17 protein-coding genes are annotated in these 24,717 nt (G+C 69.1%); 8 read left to right on the plus strand and 9 right to left on the minus strand.

The genetic code is table 11. The annotated features are described in order from the left end of the window. Positions 1-46 precede the first annotated feature (46 nt). On the minus strand, positions 47-3,472 hold the full coding sequence (locus FCK90_RS08860; protein ID WP_158033950.1) for an Rne/Rng family ribonuclease: 3,426 nt from the start codon (positions 3,470-3,472) through the stop codon (positions 47-49). Between the two features lie 385 nt (positions 3,473-3,857). Between FCK90_RS08860 and FCK90_RS08865 the strand changes: the two genes are divergently transcribed. Then, positions 3,858-4,499 carry a vitamin K epoxide reductase family protein gene (locus tag FCK90_RS08865; protein ID WP_158034030.1) on the plus strand — a complete coding sequence of 214 codons (642 nt, stop codon included), beginning with the start codon at positions 3,858-3,860 and terminating at the stop codon, positions 4,497-4,499. A 95-nt stretch (positions 4,500-4,594) separates the two neighbouring features. Here FCK90_RS08865 and ndk read toward each other — a convergent pair whose 3' ends face one another. The 5 genes from ndk to ileS all read right to left on the minus strand — a co-directional run bounded on the left by ndk (position 4,595) and on the right by ileS (position 12,191). Then, the gene (gene ndk, locus FCK90_RS08870) at positions 4,595-5,008 is read right to left on the minus strand and encodes a nucleoside-diphosphate kinase (RefSeq protein WP_158033951.1); all 414 of its coding nucleotides are present in this window, start codon (positions 5,006-5,008) and stop codon (positions 4,595-4,597) included. Between the two features lie 87 nt (positions 5,009-5,095). Further along, the gene (locus FCK90_RS08875) at positions 5,096-6,823 is read right to left on the minus strand and encodes a choline/carnitine O-acyltransferase (protein WP_181954253.1); all 1,728 of its coding nucleotides are present in this window, start codon (positions 6,821-6,823) and stop codon (positions 5,096-5,098) included. 119 nt (positions 6,824-6,942) lie between these two features. Next, complete coding sequence (locus tag FCK90_RS08880) at positions 6,943-7,377, minus strand: DUF4233 domain-containing protein (protein WP_158033953.1); 435 nt, start codon at positions 7,375-7,377, stop codon at positions 6,943-6,945. A gap of 4 nt (positions 7,378-7,381) precedes the next feature. Next, positions 7,382-8,761, minus strand: coding sequence for a bifunctional folylpolyglutamate synthase/dihydrofolate synthase (locus tag FCK90_RS08885; RefSeq protein ID WP_158033954.1), 1,380 nt, complete (start codon positions 8,759-8,761; stop codon positions 7,382-7,384). 1 nt (position 8,762) lies between these two features. Further along, positions 8,763-12,191 (minus strand): isoleucine--tRNA ligase, encoded by a 3,429-nt coding sequence (gene ileS / locus FCK90_RS08890; RefSeq protein ID WP_158033955.1) that lies wholly within the window; start codon positions 12,189-12,191, stop codon positions 8,763-8,765. Positions 12,192-12,559: 368 nt separating this feature from the next. Here ileS and purU point away from each other — a divergent pair, with 368 nt between their 5' ends. Continuing rightward, a complete protein-coding gene (purU, locus tag FCK90_RS08895) occupies positions 12,560-13,465 on the plus strand; it encodes a formyltetrahydrofolate deformylase (protein ID WP_181954254.1) in 906 nt (301 codons plus the stop codon). 115 nt (positions 13,466-13,580) lie between these two features. Here purU and FCK90_RS08900 read toward each other — a convergent pair whose 3' ends face one another. Both FCK90_RS08900 and FCK90_RS08905 read right to left on the minus strand, forming a co-directional pair. Then, positions 13,581-14,372 carry an SDR family oxidoreductase gene (locus tag FCK90_RS08900; RefSeq protein ID WP_158033957.1) on the minus strand — a complete coding sequence of 264 codons (792 nt, stop codon included), beginning with the start codon at positions 14,370-14,372 and terminating at the stop codon, positions 13,581-13,583. A gap of 44 nt (positions 14,373-14,416) precedes the next feature. Further along, entirely contained in the window at positions 14,417-16,072 is a 1,656-nt protein-coding gene (locus FCK90_RS08905) for an SLC13 family permease (RefSeq protein ID WP_158033958.1), read from the minus strand. A gap of 116 nt (positions 16,073-16,188) precedes the next feature. Here FCK90_RS08905 and FCK90_RS08910 point away from each other — a divergent pair, with 116 nt between their 5' ends. The 4 genes from FCK90_RS08910 (at position 16,189) to FCK90_RS08925 (ending at position 20,372) form a co-directional block, all read left to right on the plus strand. Then, complete coding sequence (locus FCK90_RS08910; RefSeq protein ID WP_158033959.1) at positions 16,189-17,082, plus strand: LysR family transcriptional regulator; 894 nt, start codon at positions 16,189-16,191, stop codon at positions 17,080-17,082. 109 nt (positions 17,083-17,191) lie between these two features. Next, positions 17,192-18,298 carry a tartrate dehydrogenase gene (locus tag FCK90_RS08915; RefSeq protein WP_158033960.1) on the plus strand — a complete coding sequence of 369 codons (1,107 nt, stop codon included), beginning with the start codon at positions 17,192-17,194 and terminating at the stop codon, positions 18,296-18,298. Positions 18,299-18,330: 32 nt separating this feature from the next. Next, entirely contained in the window at positions 18,331-19,524 is a 1,194-nt protein-coding gene (locus tag FCK90_RS08920; protein ID WP_246180110.1) for a glycerate kinase, read from the plus strand. Positions 19,525-19,568: 44 nt separating this feature from the next. Then, positions 19,569-20,372 (plus strand): transglutaminase-like domain-containing protein, encoded by an 804-nt coding sequence (locus FCK90_RS08925; protein WP_158033961.1) that lies wholly within the window; start codon positions 19,569-19,571, stop codon positions 20,370-20,372. 49 nt (positions 20,373-20,421) lie between these two features. Here the strand turns inward: FCK90_RS08925 and FCK90_RS08930 are convergent, their stop codons facing one another. After that, positions 20,422-20,775: a DUF488 domain-containing protein gene (locus FCK90_RS08930; RefSeq protein ID WP_158033962.1), complete on the minus strand. Its 354-nt coding sequence runs from the start codon at positions 20,773-20,775 to the stop codon at positions 20,422-20,424. Between the two features lie 69 nt (positions 20,776-20,844). Between FCK90_RS08930 and FCK90_RS08935 the strand changes: the two genes are divergently transcribed. Continuing rightward, positions 20,845-21,756, plus strand: a complete 912-nt coding sequence (locus FCK90_RS08935) for a DUF1648 domain-containing protein (protein ID WP_158033963.1) — start codon at positions 20,845-20,847, stop codon at positions 21,754-21,756. A 138-nt stretch (positions 21,757-21,894) separates the two neighbouring features. Continuing rightward, positions 21,895-24,525 (plus strand): valine--tRNA ligase, encoded by a 2,631-nt coding sequence (gene valS, locus FCK90_RS08940; RefSeq protein ID WP_158033964.1) that lies wholly within the window; start codon positions 21,895-21,897, stop codon positions 24,523-24,525. Positions 24,526-24,717: the final 192 nt, after the last annotated feature.

A 24,717-nucleotide genomic window follows, 5' to 3' on the forward strand; every position in this document is an offset into this window, starting at 1 on the left:
AGGGCGGATCCCTCACCGGGATCCGCCCTCACCGTGTCGGACTCGCCTATTCCCCGGCCTCGGCGCGGCCTGCGGGGGTCTCCGCCGTGCCGGGAGCCGCTGTCGGGGCGGAGGCCCGGCGCGACCGGCGCTTACGCCGGGGCGCGGATTCCCCCGGGGTGCGTTCTCCCAGCGAGTCGGCCAGGGAGTCCAACGACGGGACGCCCTCCCCGGCGCCATGCGCTCCCGCGGCGGCCTTGCGATGCGGCAGCTCGATGACCTCGCCGTTGATGGTGACCCGCGAACCGTCCTCGGCGGTCCCGGCACCCCCCGCCACCACGGAGGCGGTACCGGCCGTCACCTTGACGGGCTGGCCCTGTGCGGGCTGAGCCGGGACATCCGGCGTGCCCACGGGCGCTGCTGCGCGCCGCGCCCCGCGGGTGCGGCGTTTCGCGCCCTGACCCGCCGGTTCGCCCTGCTGCTGGGCGCCCTGCTCAGGAACGCCCTCTCCGACGGCGCGGCTCTCCCGGCCGGACGGCTCCCGGGTTTCGCGCTGCGCTCCCGTATCGGGCCCTTGCCCCTTGCCCGGTGACTTCTTGCGCTTCCGCTCGGGTGCGGCAGCACCCTCGCCGGCACCGCTCCGGGCGCCGTCGCCGGCACCACGGTCCGAGTCCTCGCTGGGGCCCTCACCCGTGCTCTTCCCGCCGTCGCCCTCCGCAGTCTCACCGAGCTGCTCGCCCTGGCCCCGGTTGCGCGAGCGCTTGCCCCGGCGCTTACGACGACGCTTGCCTCCGTCGCGGGAGTCTCCCTGATCACCGGAGTCGTCCGGTCCCTGGGCCTTCTCTCCCCCGGTCGAGGACGTACCGTCCGGGGCCCCGCCCTGCTCGCTGCCCGAGTCCGATGCGGACTGCCCGCTCCCGGCCTTGCCGTTCCTGGCGGCTCCGGACGGCTTGTCGCCGTCGTGCTGGTCACCGGGCCGGTCGTCGTGGCCGTGGTGCTCCTGCTCGTCGTGCTGCGACGCCGAGGCGATGGCCGCGAACGCGTTGCGGGTGGCTTCGGCCCGCTTGGCCTGCTCCGGATCCTCCGAGGTCTGCCCGCTGCCGTTCCCGCCGCCGTTGCCCTGGCCGGACGAGGAGTTGCCCGACCCGCCGGACCGACGACTGCGCTTGCGCTCGTTGCGGTGCTGACGGTTGGACTCGCTGGGCGCCCCGCCCTTGCTCTTGAGGGGGTGGTCGTGGATGACGACACCGCGGGCGTCGCAGGCCTCGCAGGGCTCGGAGAAGATCTCCAGCAGCCCGGTGCCCATGCGCTTGCGGGTCATCTGGACCAGTCCGAGGGAGGTCACCTCGGCGACCTGGTGCTTGGTGCGGTCGCGGCCCAGGCACTCGACCAGCCGGCGCAGCACGAGCTCACGGTTGGCCTCGAGGACCATGTCGATGAAGTCGATCACGATGATGCCGCCGATATCGCGCAGCCGCAGCTGACGCACGATCTCCTCGGCGGCCTCGAGGTTGTTCTTGGTGACGGTCTCCTCGAGATTGCCGCCGGAGCCGGTGAACTTGCCCGTGTTCACGTCCACCACGGTCATCGCCTCGGTGCGGTCGATCACCAGGGAGCCGCCGGAGGGCAGCATGACCTTGCGGTCCAGTGCCTTGTAGATCTGCTCGTCCACCTTGTAGTGCTCGAACAGGTCCTCGTCCTCGGTCCACTGCGAGATACGGTCCAGCAGGTCCGGGGCCACGTAGGTCACGTAGGCCTCGATGTTGTCCCAGGCCTGCTGGCCCTGGACCGTCATGGAGACGAAGTCCTCGTTGAAGACGTCGCGCACGGTCTTGATGGTCAGGTCCGGTTCGGCGTAGAGCATCTCCGGGGCCAGGGTCTTGCCCTGCCCAGCCTTCTCCTGGATCTGCTCCCACTGCGAGCGCAGCCGGTTGATGTCATTGGCCAGCTCCTGCTCGGAGGCGCCCTCGGCGGCGGTGCGCACGATCACGCCTGCGCCGTCGGGCAACCGGTCCTTGAGGATCTTCTTGAGCCGCTGCCGCTCGACGTCCGGCAGTTTGCGGGAGATGCCCGTCATCGAGCCGCCCGGCACGTAGACCAGGTAACGGCCGGGAAGGGAGATCTGGCTGGTCAGGCGCGCACCCTTGTGCCCCACCGGGTCCTTGGTGACCTGGACGAGCACGGCGTCGCCGGGCTTGAGCGCGTTCTCGATCCGCTTGGCGCTCCCGCCCAGCTCGGCGTCGTCCCAGTTGACCTCGCCCGCATAGAGCACGGCGTTGCGGCCGCGGCCGATGTCCACGAAGGCCGCCTCCATGGACGGCAGCACGTTCTGCACCTTGCCCAGGTAGACGTTGCCGATCAGGGAGTCCTGCTGGGTGTGGGAGACGAAGTGCTCGGCGAGCACGCCGTCCTCGAGGACGCCGATCTGGATCCGGTCGTCCTTCTCCCGCACCACCATCTTGCGCTCGACAGACTCGCGGCGGGCCAGGAACTCGGCCTCCGTGATCACCTGGCGCCGGCGTCCCGACTGACGCGACTCCCTCCGGCGCTGCTTCTTGGCCTCCAGTCGCGTGGAGCCCTTCACGGACTGCACCGTGGTGGGGGTCGAGCCGTCGATCACCCGTCCCGTCCGGATGCGGGTGACGGTATTGGGCGGATCGTCGTCGTTGCCGCCCTCCACCTCCATGTCGACGGAACCGCGACGACGGCGGCGCCGCCTCTTGCTGGTCACGCCCGCCCCCGGCTCGGGGTCGTCGAACTCCGCTTCCTCAGCCGCTTCGGCTTCTTCGATGGCGGCCTGGCGGGCGTCCTCGCGTGCTGCCGCGGCCTGCTCGGCGGCGGCCTTGATGGCATCCGGATCGGGGGCGTGGAACATCAACGAGGTGGCCGAGGCCATGCTGAAGGCTGCGAACGGATCGGCGCCCCCGGGCACGTCCTCCGCCTCCTCCGGGTCCTCAGCGTTCCCGGCATCATCTGTGTTCCCGGCGTCCTCAGCGTCGCCGGCGGGCTCCTCAGCCGCTGCCGGTTCGCCCGCTGATTCGTCGGTCGGTTCGTCGACGGGGGCTTCGCCGTCCTGGGTCTCGTCGCCGGCTTCCGACGGGGTCTCCGAGGTCTCCGGGGTCTCGGGAGCCTTCGTGACAGCGGCGTCTTCCACGGCATCGGCGTCCGAAGAATCGGACTCCGCATCGGATGCCGGATCGGACCCCGCGGAAGCGGCCGACTCGGAGGGGGTGGCCGACTCGGTGGGCTGCTGCGCACCGTGCTCGCCGTCGTCGGGTTCGGGCGCTGTCTCCGGCGCGTTCTGCTCCGGCGCGGCATCCTCTGCGCCCTCGGTTCCCGACGTCAGGGGCAGCTCGGGCTGGGCGGGCCGGTCCTTCTGCGCCTCGGCGGACTGGAGCGCCTGGTAGGCGGTCTCGGCCGGGGTCTCCGGAGTGTTCCCTGCTCCGGAGGATTCCGAGCTTCCGCTCGCAGAATTCACCTGATCGGTAGACATGTATTCGCCATTTTTCTGCGGATACCACCGTCTGCACCCGGTGGTCCGCCGGTCGGTGGCGCCGTGCGGAACCCGCGAGGGGTCGCGCGGCTGCCAAAAGTCGTCGTGTGCTCCGTGCGCGGCGCGGTATGACCGGCTTGCCGCACGGGCCGTCCGGGAGTCCGAGCCACCGGGCCTACTTCATGGAAGCGGCGCACGGGCGGTCTTGCTGTCAGCGGACGCGCTCAATCTTTCTGAGAGCTGCGGTCCGCCGACCAGATGATCGGAACCGGTACGGATCACGCACTAGGTGCAGCCAATGCATGACCGGATTCATTCTGGCACAGATACGTCCCATGACCGTGTTCAGGAGCTACCCAAACACACTGCCTATGATCACGATGTGATGAAGAATGCCGCCCCCTCCCCCGTGCGCGACCCCCGGGAAGACTCCGCGCCGACCGCCCCGTTGCCGCGCGGCGATCTCTCCTGGGCGGCCGTGGCGATCGTCACCGCCGCGCTGGGCCTCTTCGCCTCGATCTCCCTGGTGGTCGAGAAGTGGGCCATCCTGGAGGATCCCCTCCACGTGACCTCGTGTGACTTCAACGCGGCCCTGTCCTGCGGCACCGTGATCCGTTCGGCGCAGGCCAACCTGTTCGCGTTCCCCAACCCGTTCATCGGCCTGGTGGGCTACACCCTGGTGATCGTCCTGGCCGTCGGGGTCCTCGCCGGGGCACGGTACAGGGCCTGGTTCTGGCAGGGCCTGCTGGCCGGCCTGGCCCTCGGCGAGGTCTTCCTGATCTGGCTGTGGACCCAGGCGACCTTCGAGATCAACGCCCTGTGCCTGTACTGCATGCTCGTGTGGCTGATGCACCCGATCCTGCTGCTGGCCACGGCGGCCCGCTGCGTCCGGACCGGCGCCTTGCCCGCCCCGCCCGGTCTGCGGGCGACGACACGGCTGTGGGCGCCCGCCGTCGTCGTGCTGATCTGGCTGGTGGTCTTCGGCTCCGTGCTGGTCCGCTTCTCCGGAAGCCTGTTCGGGGCCTGAATCCGGTCAGGACAAGACCGAACCCTCGCTGCGGTCCCGCATCGAGCATCGATGCGGGACCGCAGCGAGGGTTCGCCGTCGATCAGGAGGCGGGTTCAGCCGAACCAGATGCCGATCTCGCGCTCGGCGGACTCCGGTGAATCCGAGCCGTGGACGATGTTCTTCTGGACCTTCTCGCCCCAGTCGCGGGCGAGGTCCCCGCGGATGGTGCCCGCCGCCGCCTTGACGGGGTCCGAGACGCCGGCCATGGCGCGGAAGGACTCGATCACGGAATCGCCCTCGAACACGGCGGCGACGACCGGGCCGGACATCATGAACTCGACCAGCGGCTCGAAGAACGGCTTGCCCTGGTGCTCCGCGTAGTGCTGCTCCAGGATCTCGCGGGTGGCATCCAGCTTCTTCAGCTCGACCAGGGTGAAACCGCGCGCCTCGACACGTGCGAGGACCTGGCCGGTCAGATTGCGTTCGACGCCGTCGGGCTTGACCAGGACAAGGGTGCGTTCGGCCATGAAAAACTCTCCTTTGGGCTGGGCGCGATCACGCGCTCGCTGCTGTAGTCCGCGGACCAGCCTACTGGGACCGGCGCACGCTCGCCGTCAGCGGCCGCCCCTGAGCCCGTCCATGAAGGCCCCCAGCGCACGGCCGCCGTCCTCGATGCCCCGGAGCAGTCCTTGCGGGTTCTCCGCGCTGCTGCCCCAGTAGCTGACCGTGAACTCGTAGCTGTCCGGATGGTTCACGTAGCCCACGCCGAACCCCTCGGGGGTCGTGGGCGCGAAGGCGTAGCGGGACATCGCATCCGGGTTGCCCAGCGAGGTCGTCGACAGGAAGTCATGCCTCAGGGTGCGCAGGGCGTCGCCGTCGAAGAATGCGGGGCGCGTCCCCGTACGCCGCGCGGTCAGTTCGAGGCCCAGCAGGTGCCGGTCGATCCCCTGACCGGACTTACAGGCCTTGACCCATTCCCGGTGCTTGTCCAGGGCGGCCGTGAACTGGCCGGCTCCGGCCGCGCCGGCCACCAGGCTCGCGATGAACTCCACGGCCTCGGCCGTGACGGGACGCAGGCACTCCGTGCGTCCGGCCTGGTACTCGCGCATGTCCACGGCCTCGTAGACACTGCGCGCCTTGCCGTAGACGGCCAGCTGGGCGTAGAGCAGGATGAACTGCTGGAGGGCGTCGTCGCTGACCTTGAAGTCCAGGCCCGCGGTGGAGATGCGGGGCACCTTGATCCGTTGCAGGTGCAGGTTCTCGGCCTGCCTGCGGTAGTCCTCGAGCTCTTCTTCCACCCGGTGACGCAGCTCCTCCCCCGTTTCCCAGGCGAGTTCCTCGTACACCAGCTCCGCGGCCGGCCCTGCGGAGGGGACCTCCAGCTCCTGCATCCGGCTGATGGCGGCCCGTACCGTGGCGCCGTCAGCCGTGCTGTGCTCGAAGTGGATGCCCATCCAGTCATCGGCCAGGCACACGTCGTAGGTGACGGGCTTGTAGATCCAGGTCTGGTCCGGCTCGAAGGCCATGCGGTGCAGGTGGTCCAGGTTGTCAGCGGGCTCGTCCATGAGGCTCACGACGAACAGCAGGCGGGTGAGCCGCTCGTAGACCTGCGCGTTGCGCGGTGAAGCGGTCAGCTCCTCCAGCAGGCCCGCGGCCGTGCCGCTGCCGAGATAGGAGACCGCCGTGAACGGCAGCACGGGTCCTCCGGCGCCTTCCCCGCTGTCGCTCTCCGCGATGAGACGCTGCAGGGCGTCGCGCAGGGAATCGACGGAGACGGGCTGCCCCTCCTCATCGGCGATCCCGACGGCGAACATCCTCCCCCGGTGGACGATGCCGATCTCGCTGCCGGCGGCAGCGGTCTCGGGGAAGCGGACCTCGTCCCGGTCCGCCTGCGGATGCCGGGTCCCCCCGCGGAGGCATTCCCACTGACGCATGTCGACCTCCGTGCCCCGCCCGTCCACCTCCTGCGGCGTCTCGCCCCGCACCTCGGCCAGGTGGATCGCGGCGACGCGGTAGATCAGCTGGGCGGCACGCCCGCTTCCCGGTGCGCCGAAGTCGCCGACGATCTGGAAGCCGACATTGCTCGTGAGCGCCAGGGGGGTCCTGGCTTCCAAGTACCCGTCCGTCCAGGCCTCGGACAGGTAGCTCTGCCCCCGTTCCGCCTCCGAGTCGGCGAACTCCCGCAGTTTCTCCTGCAGCAGCGGGCCGTCGGTCCGGGAGAAGTCCTCGACCGAGGCCTCGATCCCAGCACGTGCGGGCTCCGACGTGAGCGGGCCCGTGGCCTCCAGGAAACGCCTGAGCGTCGTGTCCAGGTCAGGGACGGGTAGCGATGTGGCGTTCATGGGCAGTCCTTCACTGGGCACCGGGGTGATCTTCCCCACCATTGTGGCCTTGAACGTCCCCGTTGTCCGTACCTGCCGGCCCACGCCCTTCCGCATGTCTCCGCCGGCCCCGGCGCGGACTACTTCCCGTGCTGGGCCCGCCACTCCAGCTCTGCCCGGTACCGCTCAGCGTTCTCCCGGTCCATCTGGGCGCCCTTGCGCACGGCGTACCACCACAGCAGCACGAACAGGGCCCCCAGGGCGAACATCGCCGGCAGGAGGAACCCGGTCAGCACCATCACGACCTGCAGCACCCACCCGGCCGGGTACCCCCACGGTTTGCGCAGCACGGCGCAGCACAGGATGAACAGCAGCGCCAGCACGCCGCTGCCGACGAGCACCCACAGCCGGTGGGGATGCTCGGGCCCCCACAGGCCGAAGACCGCGAGCCCGCCGAAAAAGACCACGAAGGCCTCCATGGTCAGCACCGTCGAGCTGAACATCATCTTGATCGAGCGTGGTTTCTTGGGCTGGCCCGGTCGCCATTCGCGCTGGGCTTTCGTCATCCGTGCCATGCCGTCACTGCCTCAGGGTTCGTCGAGCGGCACCGGCCACGGTCACGGAGCCGGTGATCAGTACGGTGGACTCGCCCTTCTCGGCATCCTCGGTCCGTGCGGCTTCGAGGGCCTCGGCCACGGCGTCGTCGACCGTCTCCGCCACGTGCACGGAGCCTTCGGCGAAACCCAGCTCCACGGCCACCCGGGTCAGGGTCTCCGGGGCCAGGGCGCGGGGGGAGTCCGAGGCCGTGAACCACCACTGCGCGTCCAGGTGCGCGTAGCCGTCCAGCAGTGCCTGCAGGATCCCGTCCACGTCCTTGTCGCCGAGCACTCCGAGGACGCCGTAGAGCCGCTCCGGGTGGAAAGTCTCCACGAGCGCTGCGGCCGAGGCCGCGATGCCGTGGGGGTTGTGCGCGGCGTCGACCACCACGGGGGGCGAGGGCTGCATCAGCTCCAGGCGGCCCGGGGAGGTCACCGCCCCCAGGCCGTCGGTCACGATCCCCTGCCCCAGGGGTTTCTCCCCGCCGCCCACGAAGGCTTCGACGGCGGCGATCGCCAGCGCGGCGTTCGACGCCTGGTGCTCGCCCAGGACCGGCAGCAGGAGGTCCTCGTAGGTTCCGGCCAGGCCCCGCACGGTGATCTGCTGACCGCCCACGCCGGGCAGACGCTGCTCCACGCCGAACTCGACGCCCTCGAACCGGAACTGCGCCCCGAGCTCCCGGGCCCGCTCCAGGAGCACCTGCGCGGCATCCGGATCCTGGGCGGCGGAGATCAGGAAACCGCCCGGCTTGATGATCCCGGCCTTCTCCTGGGCGATGTCCTCGACCGTGTCGCCGAGCAGGTCCGTGTGGTCCAGGTCGATCGGGGTCACCACGGACACGGCGGCGTCGGCCACGTTGGTCGCATCCCATGAACCGCCCAGGCCCACCTCGAGCACCATGACGTCGACCGGCGCGTCCGCGAACACCGCGAAGGCCAGCACGGTCATCAGCTCGAAGTAGGTCAGCCGCGGCGCCCCGGCTTCGGTGAGCCGGGCGTCGACGACGGCCACGTACGGCGCGATCTCGTTGAAGACGCGGACGAAGGTCTCCTCGGTCACCTCCTCACCGTCCACCGTGATCCGCTCGGTGACCCGTTCCAGGTGCGGTGAGGTGTAGCGCCCGACCCGCAGGTCGTGGGCCAGCAGCAGCGCCTCGATCATGCGCGCGGTCGAGGTCTTGCCGTTGGTCCCGGTGATGTGGATGACCGGCGCGGACCGATGGGGGTCGCCCAGGATCTCGACGGCCTGCTGCATCGCGTCGAGCCGCGGTGCCATCTTGTTCTCCGGCGCCCGGTCCAGCAGCAGCTGATAGACGTCCTCGACCGTGGCGGCCTCGGGCAGTTCACGTGGATCGATGCTCATGTCAGTTCACCTCCGGGGCTGCGGCACCGGCGGCGACGCCGGCGCGGTCGCCGGTGGAGCGCTGCACCGTCACCCCCGCCTGGCCGTCCACCGCGGGCTCGAGAACCAGGTCCACGGTCAGGGTCTCGTTCGTCACCAGGTCGCGGTTGGCCTCGAGGGCGTCGAGTACCGTCCGGGTGTCGGTGACCACGGTGCGGATCCGGTCGGACACATTGAGCCCGGCGTCCTTACGCGCCTGCTGGATGGTGCGGACCATGTCGCGGGCGACGCCCTCGGCCTCGAGCTCGGGGGTGAGCTCGGTGTCCAGCATCAGGAAACCGCCGCCGGGCAGCACGGAGACCGCCCCGGAGCCGGCGTCGTCGGAGACCACGGTCTGCAGCTCGAACTCGCCTTCGGCCAGCTCGACGCCCCCGGCGGTGACGGTGCCGTCGTCGGCGATGCTCCAGTCCCCGGATTTCGTGGCCTTGATGACCGCCTGGACCCCCTTGCCCAGCCGCGGACCGGCGGCACGGGCATTGACCTTGAGCTGCTGGGAGATCCCGAAGTCGGCAGGGCTCGCGTCGTCGGCGTCCAGCAGGGTCACGGACTTGAGATTGAGCTCGTCGGCGATGATCTGCTCGAAGGTCCCCGCGAGTTCCCGCCCGCCGCCGACGGCGACGGTGAGCCCCGCCAGCGGCTGGCGGACCCGCAGCTTGTGGGCCTTGCGCAGGGCCGAACCCGCCGAGGCGACCACCCGTGTGGTCTCCATGAGCTCGACCAGGCGCAGGTCGTCCTCGGCATGGGGGAACCGGTTGGCGTCCGGCCAGTCGGTCAGGTGCACCGAGCGGCCGCCGGTGAGTCCCCGCCATACCTCCTCGGTGATCAGCGGCAGCAGCGGCGCCGCGATCCGGGCGGTGGTCTCCAGCACGGTGTAGAGCACGTCGAAGGCCTCGGCGTCCTCGTCGAAGAACCGGTCGCGGGAACGGCGCACGTACCAGTTGGTCACGAGCTCCATGTGGTTGCGCAGGGCCTCCGCGGCCCCCCAGATGTCGTAGTCGTCGAACTTCTGCCCGACCTCGCGGACGGCGGCGCCGGTGCGGGTGAGCACGTACCGGTCCATGACGTTCTCGGACTCGAAGCGCTGCGAGGCCTGGTACCCCGCGCCGCCGTGAGCCGCGTTGGCGTAGAGGCTGAAGAAGTACCACGTGCTCCACAGGGGCAGCAGCATCTGCCGGGTGGCCTCCCGGATGCCCTCCTCCGTGACGATCAGGTTCCCGCCGCGCAGGATCGCGCTCGAGAGCAGGAACCAGCGCATGGCGTCGGCTCCGTCGCGGTCCAGGACCTCGTACACGTCCGGGTAGTTGCGCAGCGACTTGGACATCTTCTGCCCGTCCGAGCCCAGCACGATCCCGTGGGAGATCACGTTGCGGAACGCCGGACGGTCGAACAGGGCCGTGGCCAGGATGTGCAGCGTGTAGAACCAGCCGCGGGTCTGGCCGATGTACTCCACGATGAAGTCACCCGGGTTGTGGGTCTCGAACCACTGGTCGTTCTCCATCGGGTAGTGCACCTGGGCGTAGGGCATCGACCCGGAGTCGAACCACACATCCAGCACCTCGGGCACGCGGCGCATGACGGCCCCGGCGGCAGCGGCCTCCGGGTCCGGGTGCGGGCGGGTGAGGTCATCGATCCACGGCCGGTGCAGATCCACCTCGCAGTCGGCGTTCACCGGGAGCCGGCCGAAGTCGGCCTCCAGGTCCGCGAGCGAGCCGTAGACGTCACGACGCGGGAACCGCGGATCGTCCGACTCCCACACGGGGATCGGCGAGCCCCAGTAGCGGTTGCGGGAGATCGACCAGTCGCGGGCGTTCTCCAACCACTTGCCGAACTGCCCGTGCTTGACGTTGCCGGGGATCCAGTTGATCTGCTCGTTGAGCTCCAGCATCCGGTCCTTGAACCGGGAGACCTCCACGAACCACGAGTCCACGGCGCGGTAGATCAGCGGGTTGCGGCAGCGCCAGCAGTGCGGATAGGAGTGCAGGTAGGAGTCCTGCTTGACCAGCAGCCCGCGCTCGCGCAGGTCGCGGATGACGGTGCGCGAGACCTCGGGGTCGAACACGTTCAGCCCGGCGATCGGCCCCAGCGGAGCACCCTCGGCCAGGGCGGGATCGCCGAGCCACGGAAGGAACTGCCCCGAGTCGTCGACCGAGAGCACGACGGGGATGCCGTATCCGGCAGCGGCCTTCTGATCGTCCTCGCCGTATGCGGGGGCCTGGTGCACCAGGCCCGTGCCGTCGGTGGTGGTCACGTAGTCGGCCACGATGATCTGCCACGAGTTCGCCACGTCCTGCCCGGGAGCCGGGTCCACGAGCGCCGTGGGCAGGTTGCCCAGGTAGTCCCACAGCGGTTCGTACCGCAACCCCTCCAGGTCCGCGCCCGTATACCGGGCGGCGACGGCGGCCTCGGCAGCCTCCGCGTCCTCGTAGCCCAGGGCTTTCGCGTGCGCCGCCAGCAGGGCCTCCGCCAAGAGGAAACGACGCCCCTCCAGCTCTCCCGCGCCGGGGACGAGGACGTAGCCGATCTCGGGGCCTACGGCCAGGGCCTGGTTGGTCGGCAGCGTCCACGGCGTGGTGGTCCAGGCCAGCGCCTCGGACCCGGCCAGTTCACCGGCCAGCTCGGGGGTGGCCGCCGCTGCGGCGTCGTCGTCGACCTTTCCCCCGCCCGCGATCTCGCCGGTCAGCCGGAAGGCGACCGTGACGGTCTGGTCGGTCCGGTCCTGGTAGACGTCGTCGTCCATCCGCAGCTCGTGGTTGGACAGGGGCGTCTCGTCCTTCCAGCAGTACGGCAGGACCCGGTAGCCCTTGTAGACCAGCCCCTTCGCGTCCAGCTCGGCGAAGGCGTGCATGACCGACTCCATGTACTCGACGTTGAGCGTCTTGTAGTCGTTGTCGAAATCCACCCAGCGCGCCTGGCGGGTGACGTAGTCCTGCCATTCGGTGGCGTACTTCATCACGGATTCCCGGCAGGCGTCGTTGAAGCGGTCGATGCCCATGGCCTCGATCTGCTTCTTGTCGTTCATGCCCAGCTGCTTCATGGCCTCCAGCTCGGCCGGCAGCCCGTGGGTGTCCCAGCCGAAGCGGCGCTCCACACGGCGGCCCTTCTGGGTCTGATACCGGGCCACCAGATCCTTGGCGTAGCCGGTCAGCAGATGCCCGTAGTGGGGCAGGCCGTTGGCGAAGGGAGGGCCGTCGTAGAAGACGAACTCGTTGGAACCGTTCTCCCCGGCCTCGCGCTGGTCGATGCTGGCCTGAAAGGTCTGGTCCTGGTTCCAGTACTCCAGCACGCGCTCTTCGATCTCCGGGAAACGCGGGGATGCGGGCACGGCGTGCGCTTCGGTATTCGTGCTCGCCTTGGGATACAGCGGCTGGTTCACGGCTTGCGGTCCTTGCATCGGCTCATCGTCTGGCTGCAAGGACGCCGTCCGCCGGGTAGCGGACCACGCGGTACCACCTCGCTTGCACCGGTTCCCCCGGCCACGACGGCGATGCCGCTGAGGGGCCGGAGCAGCAGATGCCGCTTCATGGGGGCTGTCACGGGCCCTTCCCGTCCGGTTCTACTGAGGACCGCGGTCCCGTTCTTCCGGAGAGCTCCCCGGTGATGGCCGGATCGGTGCTCAAGTCAGGGCCAAGTGTACGTGCTCGGTGAGCCGTCCGCACACGCTGCCGCATGTACCGTCCACGGGCCGTCCGTGAAGCATCCCAGAGCTGTGGGAGCATAGACGCCTGTTCCCGTCCCTACGTCTTGGGAGGCCGCAGCCTCATGGCCCAGCGCATCGTCCGCGTCACCTGTCCCGATCGCCCCGGTCTGGTCGGCACCATCACCACCGCGTTCGCCGACCGGGGGATGAACATCCTGCAGCTGGACCAGTTCACCGATGCCGACGCCCTCCCCCAGACCGCCGCACCCGTTCACGGATCCTCCGGCGGATCGTTCTTCTTCCGCGCCGTCGTCGACTCCCCCGCCGACCGCACCCCCGACGACGAGGCCGCCGACGCCGAGTTCCGCCGCCTGCGCGAGCGCCTCATGAACTCGGTGGACGAGTCCACCGTCGAGATCCAGCCCTATCCGTCCACGCTGCGGGTGGCCGTGCTGGCCTCGAAGACCGATCACTGCGTGGTGGAGATGATCCGCCGCGCCCAGACGGGCCAGCTCTCCGGGGAGGTGGTCAAGGTCGTGGCCAACCACGATGTCCACGGTGCGCTGTGCGACTTCTACGGTATCGAGCACGTGGTGGTCCCCAACGCGGACCTGTCCAAGGAGGAGCACGAGGCACGGGTGCTGGAGGCCGTGGGCGACGACGTCGATGTGATCGTGCTGGCCCGGTACATGCGGATCCTCAGCGAGAGCTTCCTGGTCAAGGCCCCCTGCCCGATCATCAATATCCACCACTCGTTCCTGCCGTCGTTCATCGGCGCCAACCCGTACCAGCGGGCCCACGACCGCGGGGTGAAGATGATCGGCGCCACCGCCCACTACGTCACGGCGGATCTGGACGAGGGCCCGATCATCGAACAGGACGTGGTGCGCGTGGATCACCGCCATACCAAGGACGAACTGGTCAAGTCGGGTGCCGACGTCGAGCGCAGCGTGCTCTACCGGGCGGTCAAGGCCCACTGCGAGGGCAGGATCTTCCTGGACGGGGACCGCACGGTCGTCTTCGGCTGAGCCGCCCGGGGCAGACATCGAAACATCGGCGCTGAACCCTCGCGGTTGTCCCGCATCAAACGTTGATGCGGGACAACCGCGAGGGTTCAGCGTGTAGAGGGGACCACGACGGCGTTCAGCTCTCGCGGATCACCTTGTGCTGAGCGGCCTGCGCCACGGGGCGCATGGTGATCAGGTCCAGGTCCACGTGGTGCGGGAGGTTGACGGCGTAGGCGCACACCCCGGCCACATCCTCCGCGGTCAGGGGCTTGCTGACCCCGGCGTACACCTTGTCCGCCGCGCCCTGGTCCCCCAGGCGCCGGAGGGAGAACTCCGGGGTCCGCACCATGCCCGGGGCCACCTCGATCACGCGGATATTGTGCTCGGCCTCCTCGAGGCGCAGGGCCTGGGTCAGGGCGCGCTGCGCCGACTTGGCGGCGTTGTACCCGCCGCCGCCCTCGTAGGCGTGCTCGGCGGCGGTCGAGGTCAGGTTGAGGATCGTCCCCTCGCCGTTCTCGCTCAGGGCGGGCAGGAAAGCCCTGGTCAGGCGCATGGTGCCCATGACGTTGACCTCGAACATGAACTCCCAGTCCTGGTCCTTGGCCTGGCCCACGGAGTCCGTGCCGCGGGCGCCCCCGGAGACGTTGACCAGCGCGTCCACCGTCCCCCGTTCCTGGAGGACCCGGTCCCGCAGCGCCTCGACCTGGGCGGGGTCGGTGATATCGGTGGCTGCCGGGATCGCCCCGGTCTCCTGCGCCAGCGCCTCGAGTCGCTCGGCCCGCCGCGCCACGGCGTAGACGATCCAGCCGTCGGCGCGCAGCCGCCTCGCGGTGGCCTCGCCGATGCCGGTCGAGGCGCCGGTCACCACGGCAATCAGCTGGCGTCCGTCGTCGTTGGTCTTGATCACTTCAGCAGCAGTCCCAGTCATGTCCTCAACGCTACCTTCGCCGTGCCGGCCGGCCCAGGCGGACCTCACAAACCGACACCGACAACCCCCGCCATCACGGGCAGAAGGAGGACGATCAAAGCGCCGCCCAGGATGTCGAAGCCGAACCCCGTGCGGATCATCCGCGCGATCGACACGCACCCGGAGCCGTAGACGATGGCGTTCTGCGGGGTGGAGATCGGGAGCATGAAGCCGAATGAGGCACCGAAGATCGCCGCCACCGCCGGAACCACAGGGTCCACCCCGGCGGCCAAGGCCAGCGGCACCACGATGGGTACGATCACGGCGGCGGCCGCCGTATTGCTGGTGGTCTCGGAGATCAGGATCGCCAGGCCCACCGCCAGGATGGTGATCACGAACGCGCTGCTGACGCCGAACTGGGCGAAGATCCCCTGGCCGATGGTCTCGGCCAGGCCACTGGAGCCCAGGACCGCGCCGAAGATCATGCCTGCGCCGAAGAGCAGGATCGTGCCCCAGTCGATCTTGGCGGCATCCGACCACTCCAGCGTGGCTTTCCGCTGCTTCCAGTCCGTCGGCAGGATGAACAGCAGGGAGGCGCCGAGCACGGCCACGATGCCCTCGTTGAGTCGCTCGTCGACCACCTCGTAGAGGGGCGAGTCCATCCCGACAACGAAGCTGAGCAGCGACGGCAGCAGCCACAGGAAGACCGTGAGGCAGAAGGCGAACACGGTGTTCCGCTCGGCCCGGGACATCCGGCCCTGGGCCCGCCTGCGGTCGGCGATGAATTCCGCCACGCCTTCGATCTTGCGGGTCTCCGGCCGGTTGAGCAGCAACAGCAACGTCATCAGGACCACCAGCATGGAGGCCGAGACGGGAGCGGCCATCGCTACCCACTGGCCGAAGGAGATGGTCGTGCCCGTCGCCTCCTCCAGCAGGGCACGCCCGATCAGATTCGGGGGCGCGCCCACGGGAGTCAGCAGGCCGCCGATGCTCGCGGAATAGGCCAGCATGAGCATGAGAGCCGCACCGACCCGCAAGCGCATGGGGTCGAAGTCGCTCTTGACGATGCCCTGATCCTGCATGAGCTGGGCGATTACCGTCAGGATCCCCAGCGCGGTCGGCAGCAGCATGGCCACGGTGGCCGTGTTGGACACGAAGGCGGAGAGCACGCACGTGATGCAGCCGAACGCCAGGATGATCCGCACCACGGACTTTCCGACGCCCGGCAGTCCCAGTACGAAGAAGGCCAGCCGCTGGGCCACGCCGTGTTTGAGCATGGCCTGGGCGAGGATGAACGCTCCGATGAACGTGAAGATCGTAGGCGAGCCGAACGGCTGCAGGATCTCGTTCACCGACCCCGCGCCCGTGAGCACGAGAACGACGACGCCGATCAGCCCCGTGACCGGGATGGGCACCGTCTCGCACAGCCAGAGGACGATCACCCCGGCCAGGACCGCGGCCACTCTCTGCTGCTGAGAGTCCATACCCTGGGGCAGGAACCACACGCACAGGAAAGCCAGCGGGGCCAGCACGTACCCGGAGGTCCGGCGGATCTTCTCCACCCGCTCCTCCGCGGGGGTGAGTTTCTGCTCGGCCAGACCGCGGTAGGTCCCTCCACCCAGCAGGGCCCGCGTGACGTCCGTCCTGGGCCCCGGCGAGGAGCCGCCGCCCGGTGCGGCGGATCCTGCCGGTACGGGCTCTCTGGTGACTTCGCTGGACATAGTGCCTCCTCCACGATGTGATGCCACTCACTGTGGCGACTGGGCTTACCATTCGTCCAAGACATAATCGGACTGACTCCTATAGGCAGGACCTATAGCGCGAGAGGAGAGCGGCCATGGACGCCAGACAGCTGAGGTACTTCCTGGGCGTGGTCGACCACCGCACTTTCGCCCGCGCGGCCCAGGAACTGCACATCTCCCAGCCATCCCTGTCCCAGAGCATCCGGCAGCTCGAACGCAGCCTGAGGGTCGACCTCTTCATCAGGACCGGGCGGGGCACCGAGCTCACCGAGGCCGGGCGCCAGCTGCTGGGGCCGGCCCGGCAGGTGCTGCGCGATCTGGAGACCGCCCAGGCCGCGGTGGCCTCCGCCCGCGATCTCGAACGGGGCACGGTCGATATCGTCACGATGCCGTCGGCCGGCATCGAACCGCTGACCACCTTGATCCGCCGGTTCCGGGACCTGCACCCAGGGATGTCCATCAATGCCGCGGCGGCCTTCACCTCCGACGAGGTGGTCTCCGCGGTCTCCTCCGGCGTCAGCGAGGTGGGCCTGCTCGGCGCCTCCTCCCATCCGCCCACGGCCGATCTCCCGGTGATCCCCCTGGGTTCCCAGCCGCTGATCCTGGTCTCCCCTCCGGGGAGCGTCCTGGAGACGGCCAGCCCGGACGGGGCAACGGGACTGGACGGCCTGGAGGTGGTGATCACCCCGCGCGGTTCGATCATGCGCCAGGTGGTCGACGACTTCACGGCGGAGGGGGCCGACGTCGTCGTCGCGGCCGAGGTCGCCCACCGCACCTCGTTGCTCCCCCTGGTCCTGGCCGGCGTGGGGCACACCGTGCTGCCGAAATCCTGGGAGGAGCTGGCCAAGGCCAGCGGATGCCGGGTCACCGGGATCACCCCGCCGACGACGTTGCACATGTTCGCCGTGCACCGGGCGCAGGGACTCACACCCGGCGCCCGCGCTGTCGTCGAGCTGCTCCACGGGATGAGCCATCCGACCCATCAATAGGCAAAGCCTATGGCGTCAATCCGACTTACATCTTGGACTTATAACTCGGGGGCGCGGTTAACTGGCAAGGCCAACCGGCATCATGCACAGGCCATACCAGGAGGTAGCCATGACTCCCCAGAACTTCACGATCGCCGCCATTCCGGGCGATGGCGTCGGCAGCGAGGTCGTCGACGCCGGCCGTACCGTCCTCGACGCCATGGCCGAGCACAACGGCGCCTACTCCTTCACCTGGGAGGAGTACGACTGGGGCAGCGACTACTACTCCCGCACCGGCCTGATGATGCCCGAGGACGGCCTGGAGCGGTTGCGTCCCGTCGATGCGATCTATTTCGGCGCGGTGGGCTGGCCCACGATTCCCGATCACATCACGCTGTGGGGGCTGCGCATCGCCATCTGCCAGGGACTGGATCAATGGGCCAACATCCGGCCCGTGAATTTCCTGCCGAACGTGCCGTCCCCGTTGCGCGATGCCGAGAAACGCGATCTCGACTGGATCGTGGTCCGCGAGAACTCCGAGGGCGAGTACTCGGGCTTCGGCGGCCGCAATTTCCACGGCAGGGAAGGCCTCGGCCAGGTGGCCACTCAGAACGCGGTCTTCACCGAGGTGGGCTGCGAGCGCATCATGCGCTACGCCTTCGACCTGGCCCGCTCACGTCCCCGCAAGAAGCTCTCCTGCGTGACCAAGTCCAACGCGCAGCAGCACGGGATGGTGCTGTGGGACGACGTGTTCAAGCGCGTGGCGGCGGAGTACCCGGACGTGGAGTCGGACTCCGTGCTGGTCGACGCCATGGCCGCGCGGTTCGTCCTGAACCCGGAGAGCCTGGATGTGGTGGTCGCCTCCAACCTGCACGCCGATATCCTCTCGGACCTGGGCAGCGCCCTGGCGGGCTCCCTGGGCCTGGCCGCCTCGGCGAACCTGAATCCGGAGAAGCGCACGCCATCGATGTTCGAGCCGGTCCACGGCTCCGCCCCGGACATCGCCGGAAAAGGCATCAGCAACCCGGTCGGCGCCGTCGCCTCCGCCGCGCTGATGCTGGACACCTTCGGCCTGGCCGGCGAGGGCGACGCATTGCGCGCCTCGATCGCGGAGACGTGCCGCCAGGGCATCCTCACCCGCGATGTGGGCGGCACGGCCACCACCCACGAGGTCACCCAGGCCTTGATCGACAACCTGGCAGTCGCGGCCCCCGCCCCGTCCGCCCATCTGGTCTGAACACGGCACACCCGAACCGACGGAGGTACACCGTGCTCCGGATTCTGATCGCCTCCGACAAGTTCAAGGGCTCAGCCACCTCTCAGGCCATAGCGCAGGCCCTGGCCCGGGGCCTGTCCTCCACCCGGGCCGGGATCGCCACCGCTGCCGTCGCCGACGGCGGTGACGGCAGCCTCGAGGTCTGCGAGTCCCTGGGATTCCGGCGGGTTCACCACGAGGTCGAGGGCCCTGACGGCGCGCCCGTTCGAGCCGCCTTCGCCGTGGACGATGCAGGTGGACGTGCCTTCATCGAGGTGGCTCAGGCCTGTGGGCTGGCGCTGCTGGATCCGTCGGCACTGGGGTCCCCGGGCTACGACGCCGCACGGGCCAGCTCCTTCGGCCTCGGCCAGCTGATCTGGGCGGCGCTGGACCAGGGCGCGGTTCGGGTCATCGTCGGGCTCGGCGGCAGCGCGACCAGCGACGCGGGAGTCGGCGCTGCCCGTGCCCTCGGGGCCCGCTTCCTCGATGCCGACGGGCTGGAGCTTGAGGTCCCGCAGGCCGGTATGGAGAGGATCAGCCGGGTGGATCTCTCCGGTCTCGATCCCCGGATCGCGGCAACGGAGTTCGTGCTCGCGGCGGACGTCACCAATCCCCTCAACGGCCCGGAGGGCGCCGTCCGCGTCTACGGGCCGCAGAAGGGTCTCCGGCAGGAGCAGCTGGAAGCCCATGACGCGCTGCTCCGGCACTGCTCGGAGCTGGTGGAGAGCGAGCTGGCGGACACCGGATGGGCAGGGGCGGGGCACGGCCTCCGGACCGGCGCGATCGCCGGGCGCCCGGGGGCCGGCGCAGCGGGCGGACTCGGGTTCTTCGGCATGGCGATCCTGCGGGCCGGCTACCGGTCCGGCGTAGACCTGCTCATGGAGATGGGAGACCTGCGCCACCAGATGGCACGAGCCGATGTGGTGATCACCGGCGAAGGAAGGATCGACAGCCAGACCATGACCGGCAAAGCGGCGGCGGGTGTCGCCCGGATGGCCCGGGAACTCGGCAAACCCGTGGTGGCGGTCTGCGGACGTAACGACCTGGAGGAGCACCAGGTCCGGCAACTGGGCTTCGAACGCGTCTTCGCCATGACGGAGGTGGAGCCCGACGTGTCCCGATGCATCACTGAGCCGTTCCCGATTCTCGAACGGATCGGCGCCGGCATCGGCCAGTACCTCCTGGAGCGGCAGGATCGGCTAACGTAAGGCAGCTGCTATCACATTCCGCTACCGCGTTCGGAGGGGGACATATGTCCGCTCAAGGCACCGAAGTCACCGCATACATCACCGGCAAGGCTGCAGAACGGGCCGAACTGGTCTTCTCCGTGGCGGTCGCGGAAGGGCCCGAGCTGCTGGAGGAGGAGATCAGCTGCACGCTCGACGGCGAACCGGTCGAGCTGTCAGAGATCCCTTCCGTTCATGGCACCCGCCTGCACAAGGCCGTGATCCAGCCCGGTGAGGTCGTTTTCAACTATCACGCCGTGGTCGGTGAGCGCGGCGACTCCGCCGTCTTCGATGCCGGCCAGGACGTCGTGTTCCGCAGGCCCTCCCGCTACTGCGAGTCCGACAAGCTGGCCGCGATCGGAGCCGAGCTGTTCGCCGGTCTCAGCGGACAGGAACTCGTCACCGCCGTCGGCGACTGGGTGCACGAGAAACTGGCCTACGTCCCCGGCTCCTCGGGCCCCACGGACGGCGCCGTGGACACCTACTTCGCGCGCAACGGGGTCTGCCGTGACTTCGCGCATCTGGTGGTCGCCCTGCTGCGGGCCTGCCAGCTGCCCGCCCGGCTCGTGTCGGTATACGCCCCGGGATTGAGCCCCATGGATTTTCACGCCGTGGCGGAGGTCGCCGTGGACGGAGCATGGCAGATCGTGGACGGCACCAGACTGGCTCCGCGCGAGTCCATGGTGCGCATCGCCACCGGCCGCGACGCCTCCGACACCGCGTTCCTGACCTCCATCCAGAGTGATTTCGATCTGGCTGTCATGAAGGTCACGGCCGTCCAGCTGGAGGGGCTGCCCCAGGAGGATCCGTCGGCCGCCGTGAGCATCTGAGACGTCCCCGCGACGTTCCCGCCCCGGGTGCTCCCGCGAGGGCGCTCGGTTACAGGCGCTCTTCCAACCACTTCCGCAGCACGATCGCGTGGTTGTGCTCCTCGTCCTTGGCACCGAAGAGCAGGGTCACCTTGGCGGACCCGCGGATCTGCTCCACGAACTCCTCGGCCGCAGGATTGTCATCGAGTTCGGCGCGGTACCGGTCGGTGAACTCCTCCCACTTCCCGGGATCGTGCCCGAACCACGTGCGCAGCTCGTTGGACGGCGCGACCTCCTTGGGATGCCCGTCCAGGTCCGCATCCTGTTTGGAGACTCCCCGCGGCCACAGGCGGTCGACCAGGATCCGCTGGCCGTCCTCTGGACTCGTTTCCTCTCGTACCCGCTTGATCGCGATCTCAGTCATCCCTCCACGCTACGCCCCGCCTGGCGAACCGTCCCGGCCGCCCGCCTAAAATAGACGGTGACACCGGCGATGACGACGGTTGCCGACGACGACTGGGGGTACCCCTTGACGAGCACGAGCACCCGCGCCTCCGTTGAGCTGCCCGCCCCGCGGGACCGCCCGGCGGATTCGGACGGTCTGCCCACCGGCGCCTGGCTCAAGGACCTCGAGGAGGACGGTTACCGCGGTTACACCTGGTCCGGCCGGCCGATGCTGGTGCCCCTCCTCCTGACCGTCGTCGTCATGTTGAGCACCCTGGCCCTCGCCTGGCTGTGGTGGGACCGCATCCCGGACCAGGTGGCCTTGCACACCGGCGCCGACGGCACGGTCGACCGGTGGGGGGACAAGACGATCGGCAATGTCCTCATGGCGCCCCTGCTGGGCGGCGGCGGGATGCTGCTGGCCATGGCCGTGATCATGGCCGTGGGAGCGTTCTTCCGTCCCCGTCCTCCGGTGGGACTCGCGCAGGGTGCGCACAGCCTCGGTTCCATGGTCCGCCAATCCGCGACCATGGACATCGTCCTCCGCAGCACGGGCTGGAGCCTGCTGATCTTCTCGATCGCCATCTCGCTCCTCGAGGTGCCGCGCTGGCGCACCGGGTACGAGAACAGCTCGCCCATCTGGCTGATCGGTGTGGCCGTCCTGGCGATGTTCGTCATCCCCTACCTCCTGGGGCGGCGGGTACGGGAGATGGTCGACCGGGAACTGGACGCCCTGGGGGTTCCGGTAGGGCCCGAGACCGAACGGGAGCTGCACGCCTGGCGCTACGTCGCCGTCGTCGACGATCCAGGAGCCGGGCTGTGGGTGCCCACCGGCACGCCCAGCACCAACTGGACCGTGAACATCGCCAGGCCGGCCGGCAAGGTCCTCGCCTTCGGCTTCCTGGCGGTCATGGCGGCCCTGGGCATGTTCCTGCTGCTCAGCCCGCTCATCTTCGGCTGACACGCCCTCTGGACCGTGAACCCTCGCAGTTTTCACCCATCAGCCGGTGATGGGTGAAAACTGCGAGGGTTCACGGCATATCCGGCACGCCAGGACCACCGGAGTCGCGGGCAGGCCCGGCGTGAGAGACTGGAAGGTATGGCTGACAACACGCAGGGCACAGACACGCCCACCACCGTGAACTACCCGGACAAGCCCGCCCTGGAGGGTCTCGAGGAGAAGTACTCCCGGCAGTGGCGCGAGCAAGGCACCTTCGCCTTCGACGAGGACACCACCCGCGAGCAGGTCTACTCGATCGACACTCCCCCGCCCACGGCCTCGGGATCGCTGCACGTGGGGCACATGTTCTCCTACACGCAGACCGACGTCATCGCCCGCTATCAGCGGATGACCGGCAAGAACGTGTTCTACCCGCTCGGGTGGGACGACAACGGGCTGCCCACCGAACGCCGCGTGCAGAACTACTACGGGGTGCGCTGCGACCCCGCCTACGCCTACGTCGAGGGCTACCGGCCCCCGGAGAAGCCCGCCCGGAACCAGCGGGACTGGGACGTGGTCTCCCGCCGCAACTTCATCGAGCTCTGCGAGGAACTGGCGGTCGAGGACGAGAAGGTCTTCGAGCACCTCTTCGCGACCCTGGGCCTGTCCGTGGACTGGAAGCGGACCTATCGCACCATCGACGACCGCTCCCGCAAGGTCTCCCAGCTCGGCTTCCTCAGGGACTACCGGGCCGGCAACGCCTACATGGCCGAAGCGCCCACCATGTGGGACGTCACCTTCCGCACCGCCGTGGCCCAGGCCGAGATCGAGGACAAGGAACGCGAGGGCGCCTACCACCGCGTTGCCTTCCACCGGCCCGACGGGGAGAAGGTGTTCATCGAGACCACCCGTCCGGAGCTCCTGGCCTCGTGCGTCGCCCTGGTGGCCCACCCCGACGACGACCGCTACAAGGCGCTGTTCGGCTCCACCGTGCGCTCTCCCCTGTTCGACGTCGAGGTCGAGGTCAAGGCGCATCACCTGGCCCAGCCCGACAAGGGCTCGGGCATCGCGATGATCTGCACCTTCGGCGACCTCACCGACGTCACCTGGTGGCGGGAGCTCGAGCTGCCCACGCGTGCGCTGATCGGCCGCGACGGCCGGTTCGCCTCCGAGACCCCCGAGTGGATCGCCGCAGGTGCCCCCGCCGAGCGTTATGCCAACGTGGCGAGCAAGACCGTGTTCTCCGCCCAGCAGGCCGTGGTCGAGATGCTGCGGGAGTCCGGTGATCTGGAAGGCGAGCCCAAGAAGATCACCCACCCCGTGAACTTCTACGAGAAGGGCGACAAGCCCCTCGAGGTCGTGACCTCCCGCCAGTGGTACTTCCGCAACGGCGGCCGCGACACCGACCTGCGCGATGCCCTGATCCGGCGCGGCCGCGAGATGGACTGGCACCCGCCGTTCATGCGCTCGCGCTACGAGAACTGGATCGAAGGCCTCAACGGGGACTGGCTGGTCTCACGTCAGCGCTTCTTCGGCGTGCCGATCCCCGTGTGGTACCCGGTCGAGGCCGACGGCGAGCTCGACTACGACCACCCGATCCTGCCCGCCGAGGAGCAGCTCCCCGTGGACCCCGCCGCCGAGGCGGCTCCCGGGTACACCGAGGATCAGCGCGACCAGCCCGGCGGCTTCACGGGCGATCCCGACATCCTGGACACCTGGGCGACGTCGTCGCTGACCCCGCAGATCGCGACCGGCTGGGCCGTGGACGAGAAGCTGCACTCCGTGACCTTCCCCATGGACCTCCGTCCCCAGGGCCACGACATCATCCGGACCTGGCTGTTCTCGACCGCGGTGCGGTCGCACTCCCTGGCGGACACCATCCCCTGGACCAACACCGCGCTGTCCGGGTGGATCCTCGACCCGGACCGCAAGAAGATGTCCAAGTCCAAGGGCAACGTGGTGGTCCCCCACGAGGTGCTGGAGAAGTACGGCTCGGACGCCGTGCGCTACTGGGCCGCCTCCGCGAAGCTCGGCGCCGACACCGCCTACGACGAAGGCCAGATGAAGATCGGCCGCCGTCTGGCGATCAAGCTGCTCAACGCCTCCAAGTTCGTGCTGGGGCAAGGTGTCACTGAGGCTTCCGTGATCGGTCCTGGTGCCGATGCCTCGGTGCTGACCAACGGCCTGGACCGCGCTCTGCTGGCCCGTCTACGCGATGTGGTGACCCAGTCCTCGGAGGCGTTCGCCCGCTACGAGTACGCACGCGCCCTGCAGCTGACCGAGTCCTTCTTCTGGACCTTCACCGACGACTACGTGGAGCTGGTCAAGGACCGCGCCTACGGTGCCCGGGGTGAGGCCGAGCAGGCCTCCGTGCACGCGGCCCTGGCCACCACGCTGGATACGCTGCTGCGGCTCTTCGCCCCGGTCATCCCGTTCGCCACCGAAGAGGTCTGGTCCTGGTGGCGGTCCGGTTCCGTGCACCGCGCGCAGTGGCCGACGGCGGACTCCTTCGCCCCGGCCGTCGCCGACGCGGATCCCGAGGTGCTCGCCGCCGTGGGCCAGGCGCTCTCCGGGCTGCGCAAGTCCAAGTCGGAGGCCAAGGTCAAGCAGCGCACCGAGGTGCTCTCCGCCACCGTGACCGGCTCCGCCGCCCAGGTGGACCAGGTGCAGGTCGGGCTGGAGGACCTGAAGGCGGCGGGCAATGCCCGTGAGCTGGCCTTGTCCGAGGGCACGGTGGACGACGGCGGCCTGCTGGTGACCGACGTCGTGCTGGCCGAGGCCCCGGCCTGAGGACCGACTGAAGCCCGCTGCTGACGCAGTAATGGGGCCCGGCTACTCATGCGAGTAGCCGGGCCCCATTACTGCGAAACCATATGAAGAGCCTGCGGCTTCAGTTGATGGAAACAAGCCGATCTCACCCACGTATCCGCTAAGTTCCGCGACTCCCACCACCTCTGTACGCACTATGCCCATATGTACTTG

The organism is Kocuria coralli, assembly GCF_008831305.1.
In the GTDB taxonomy this organism is placed as follows: domain Bacteria; phylum Actinomycetota; class Actinomycetes; order Actinomycetales; family Micrococcaceae; genus Kocuria; species Kocuria coralli.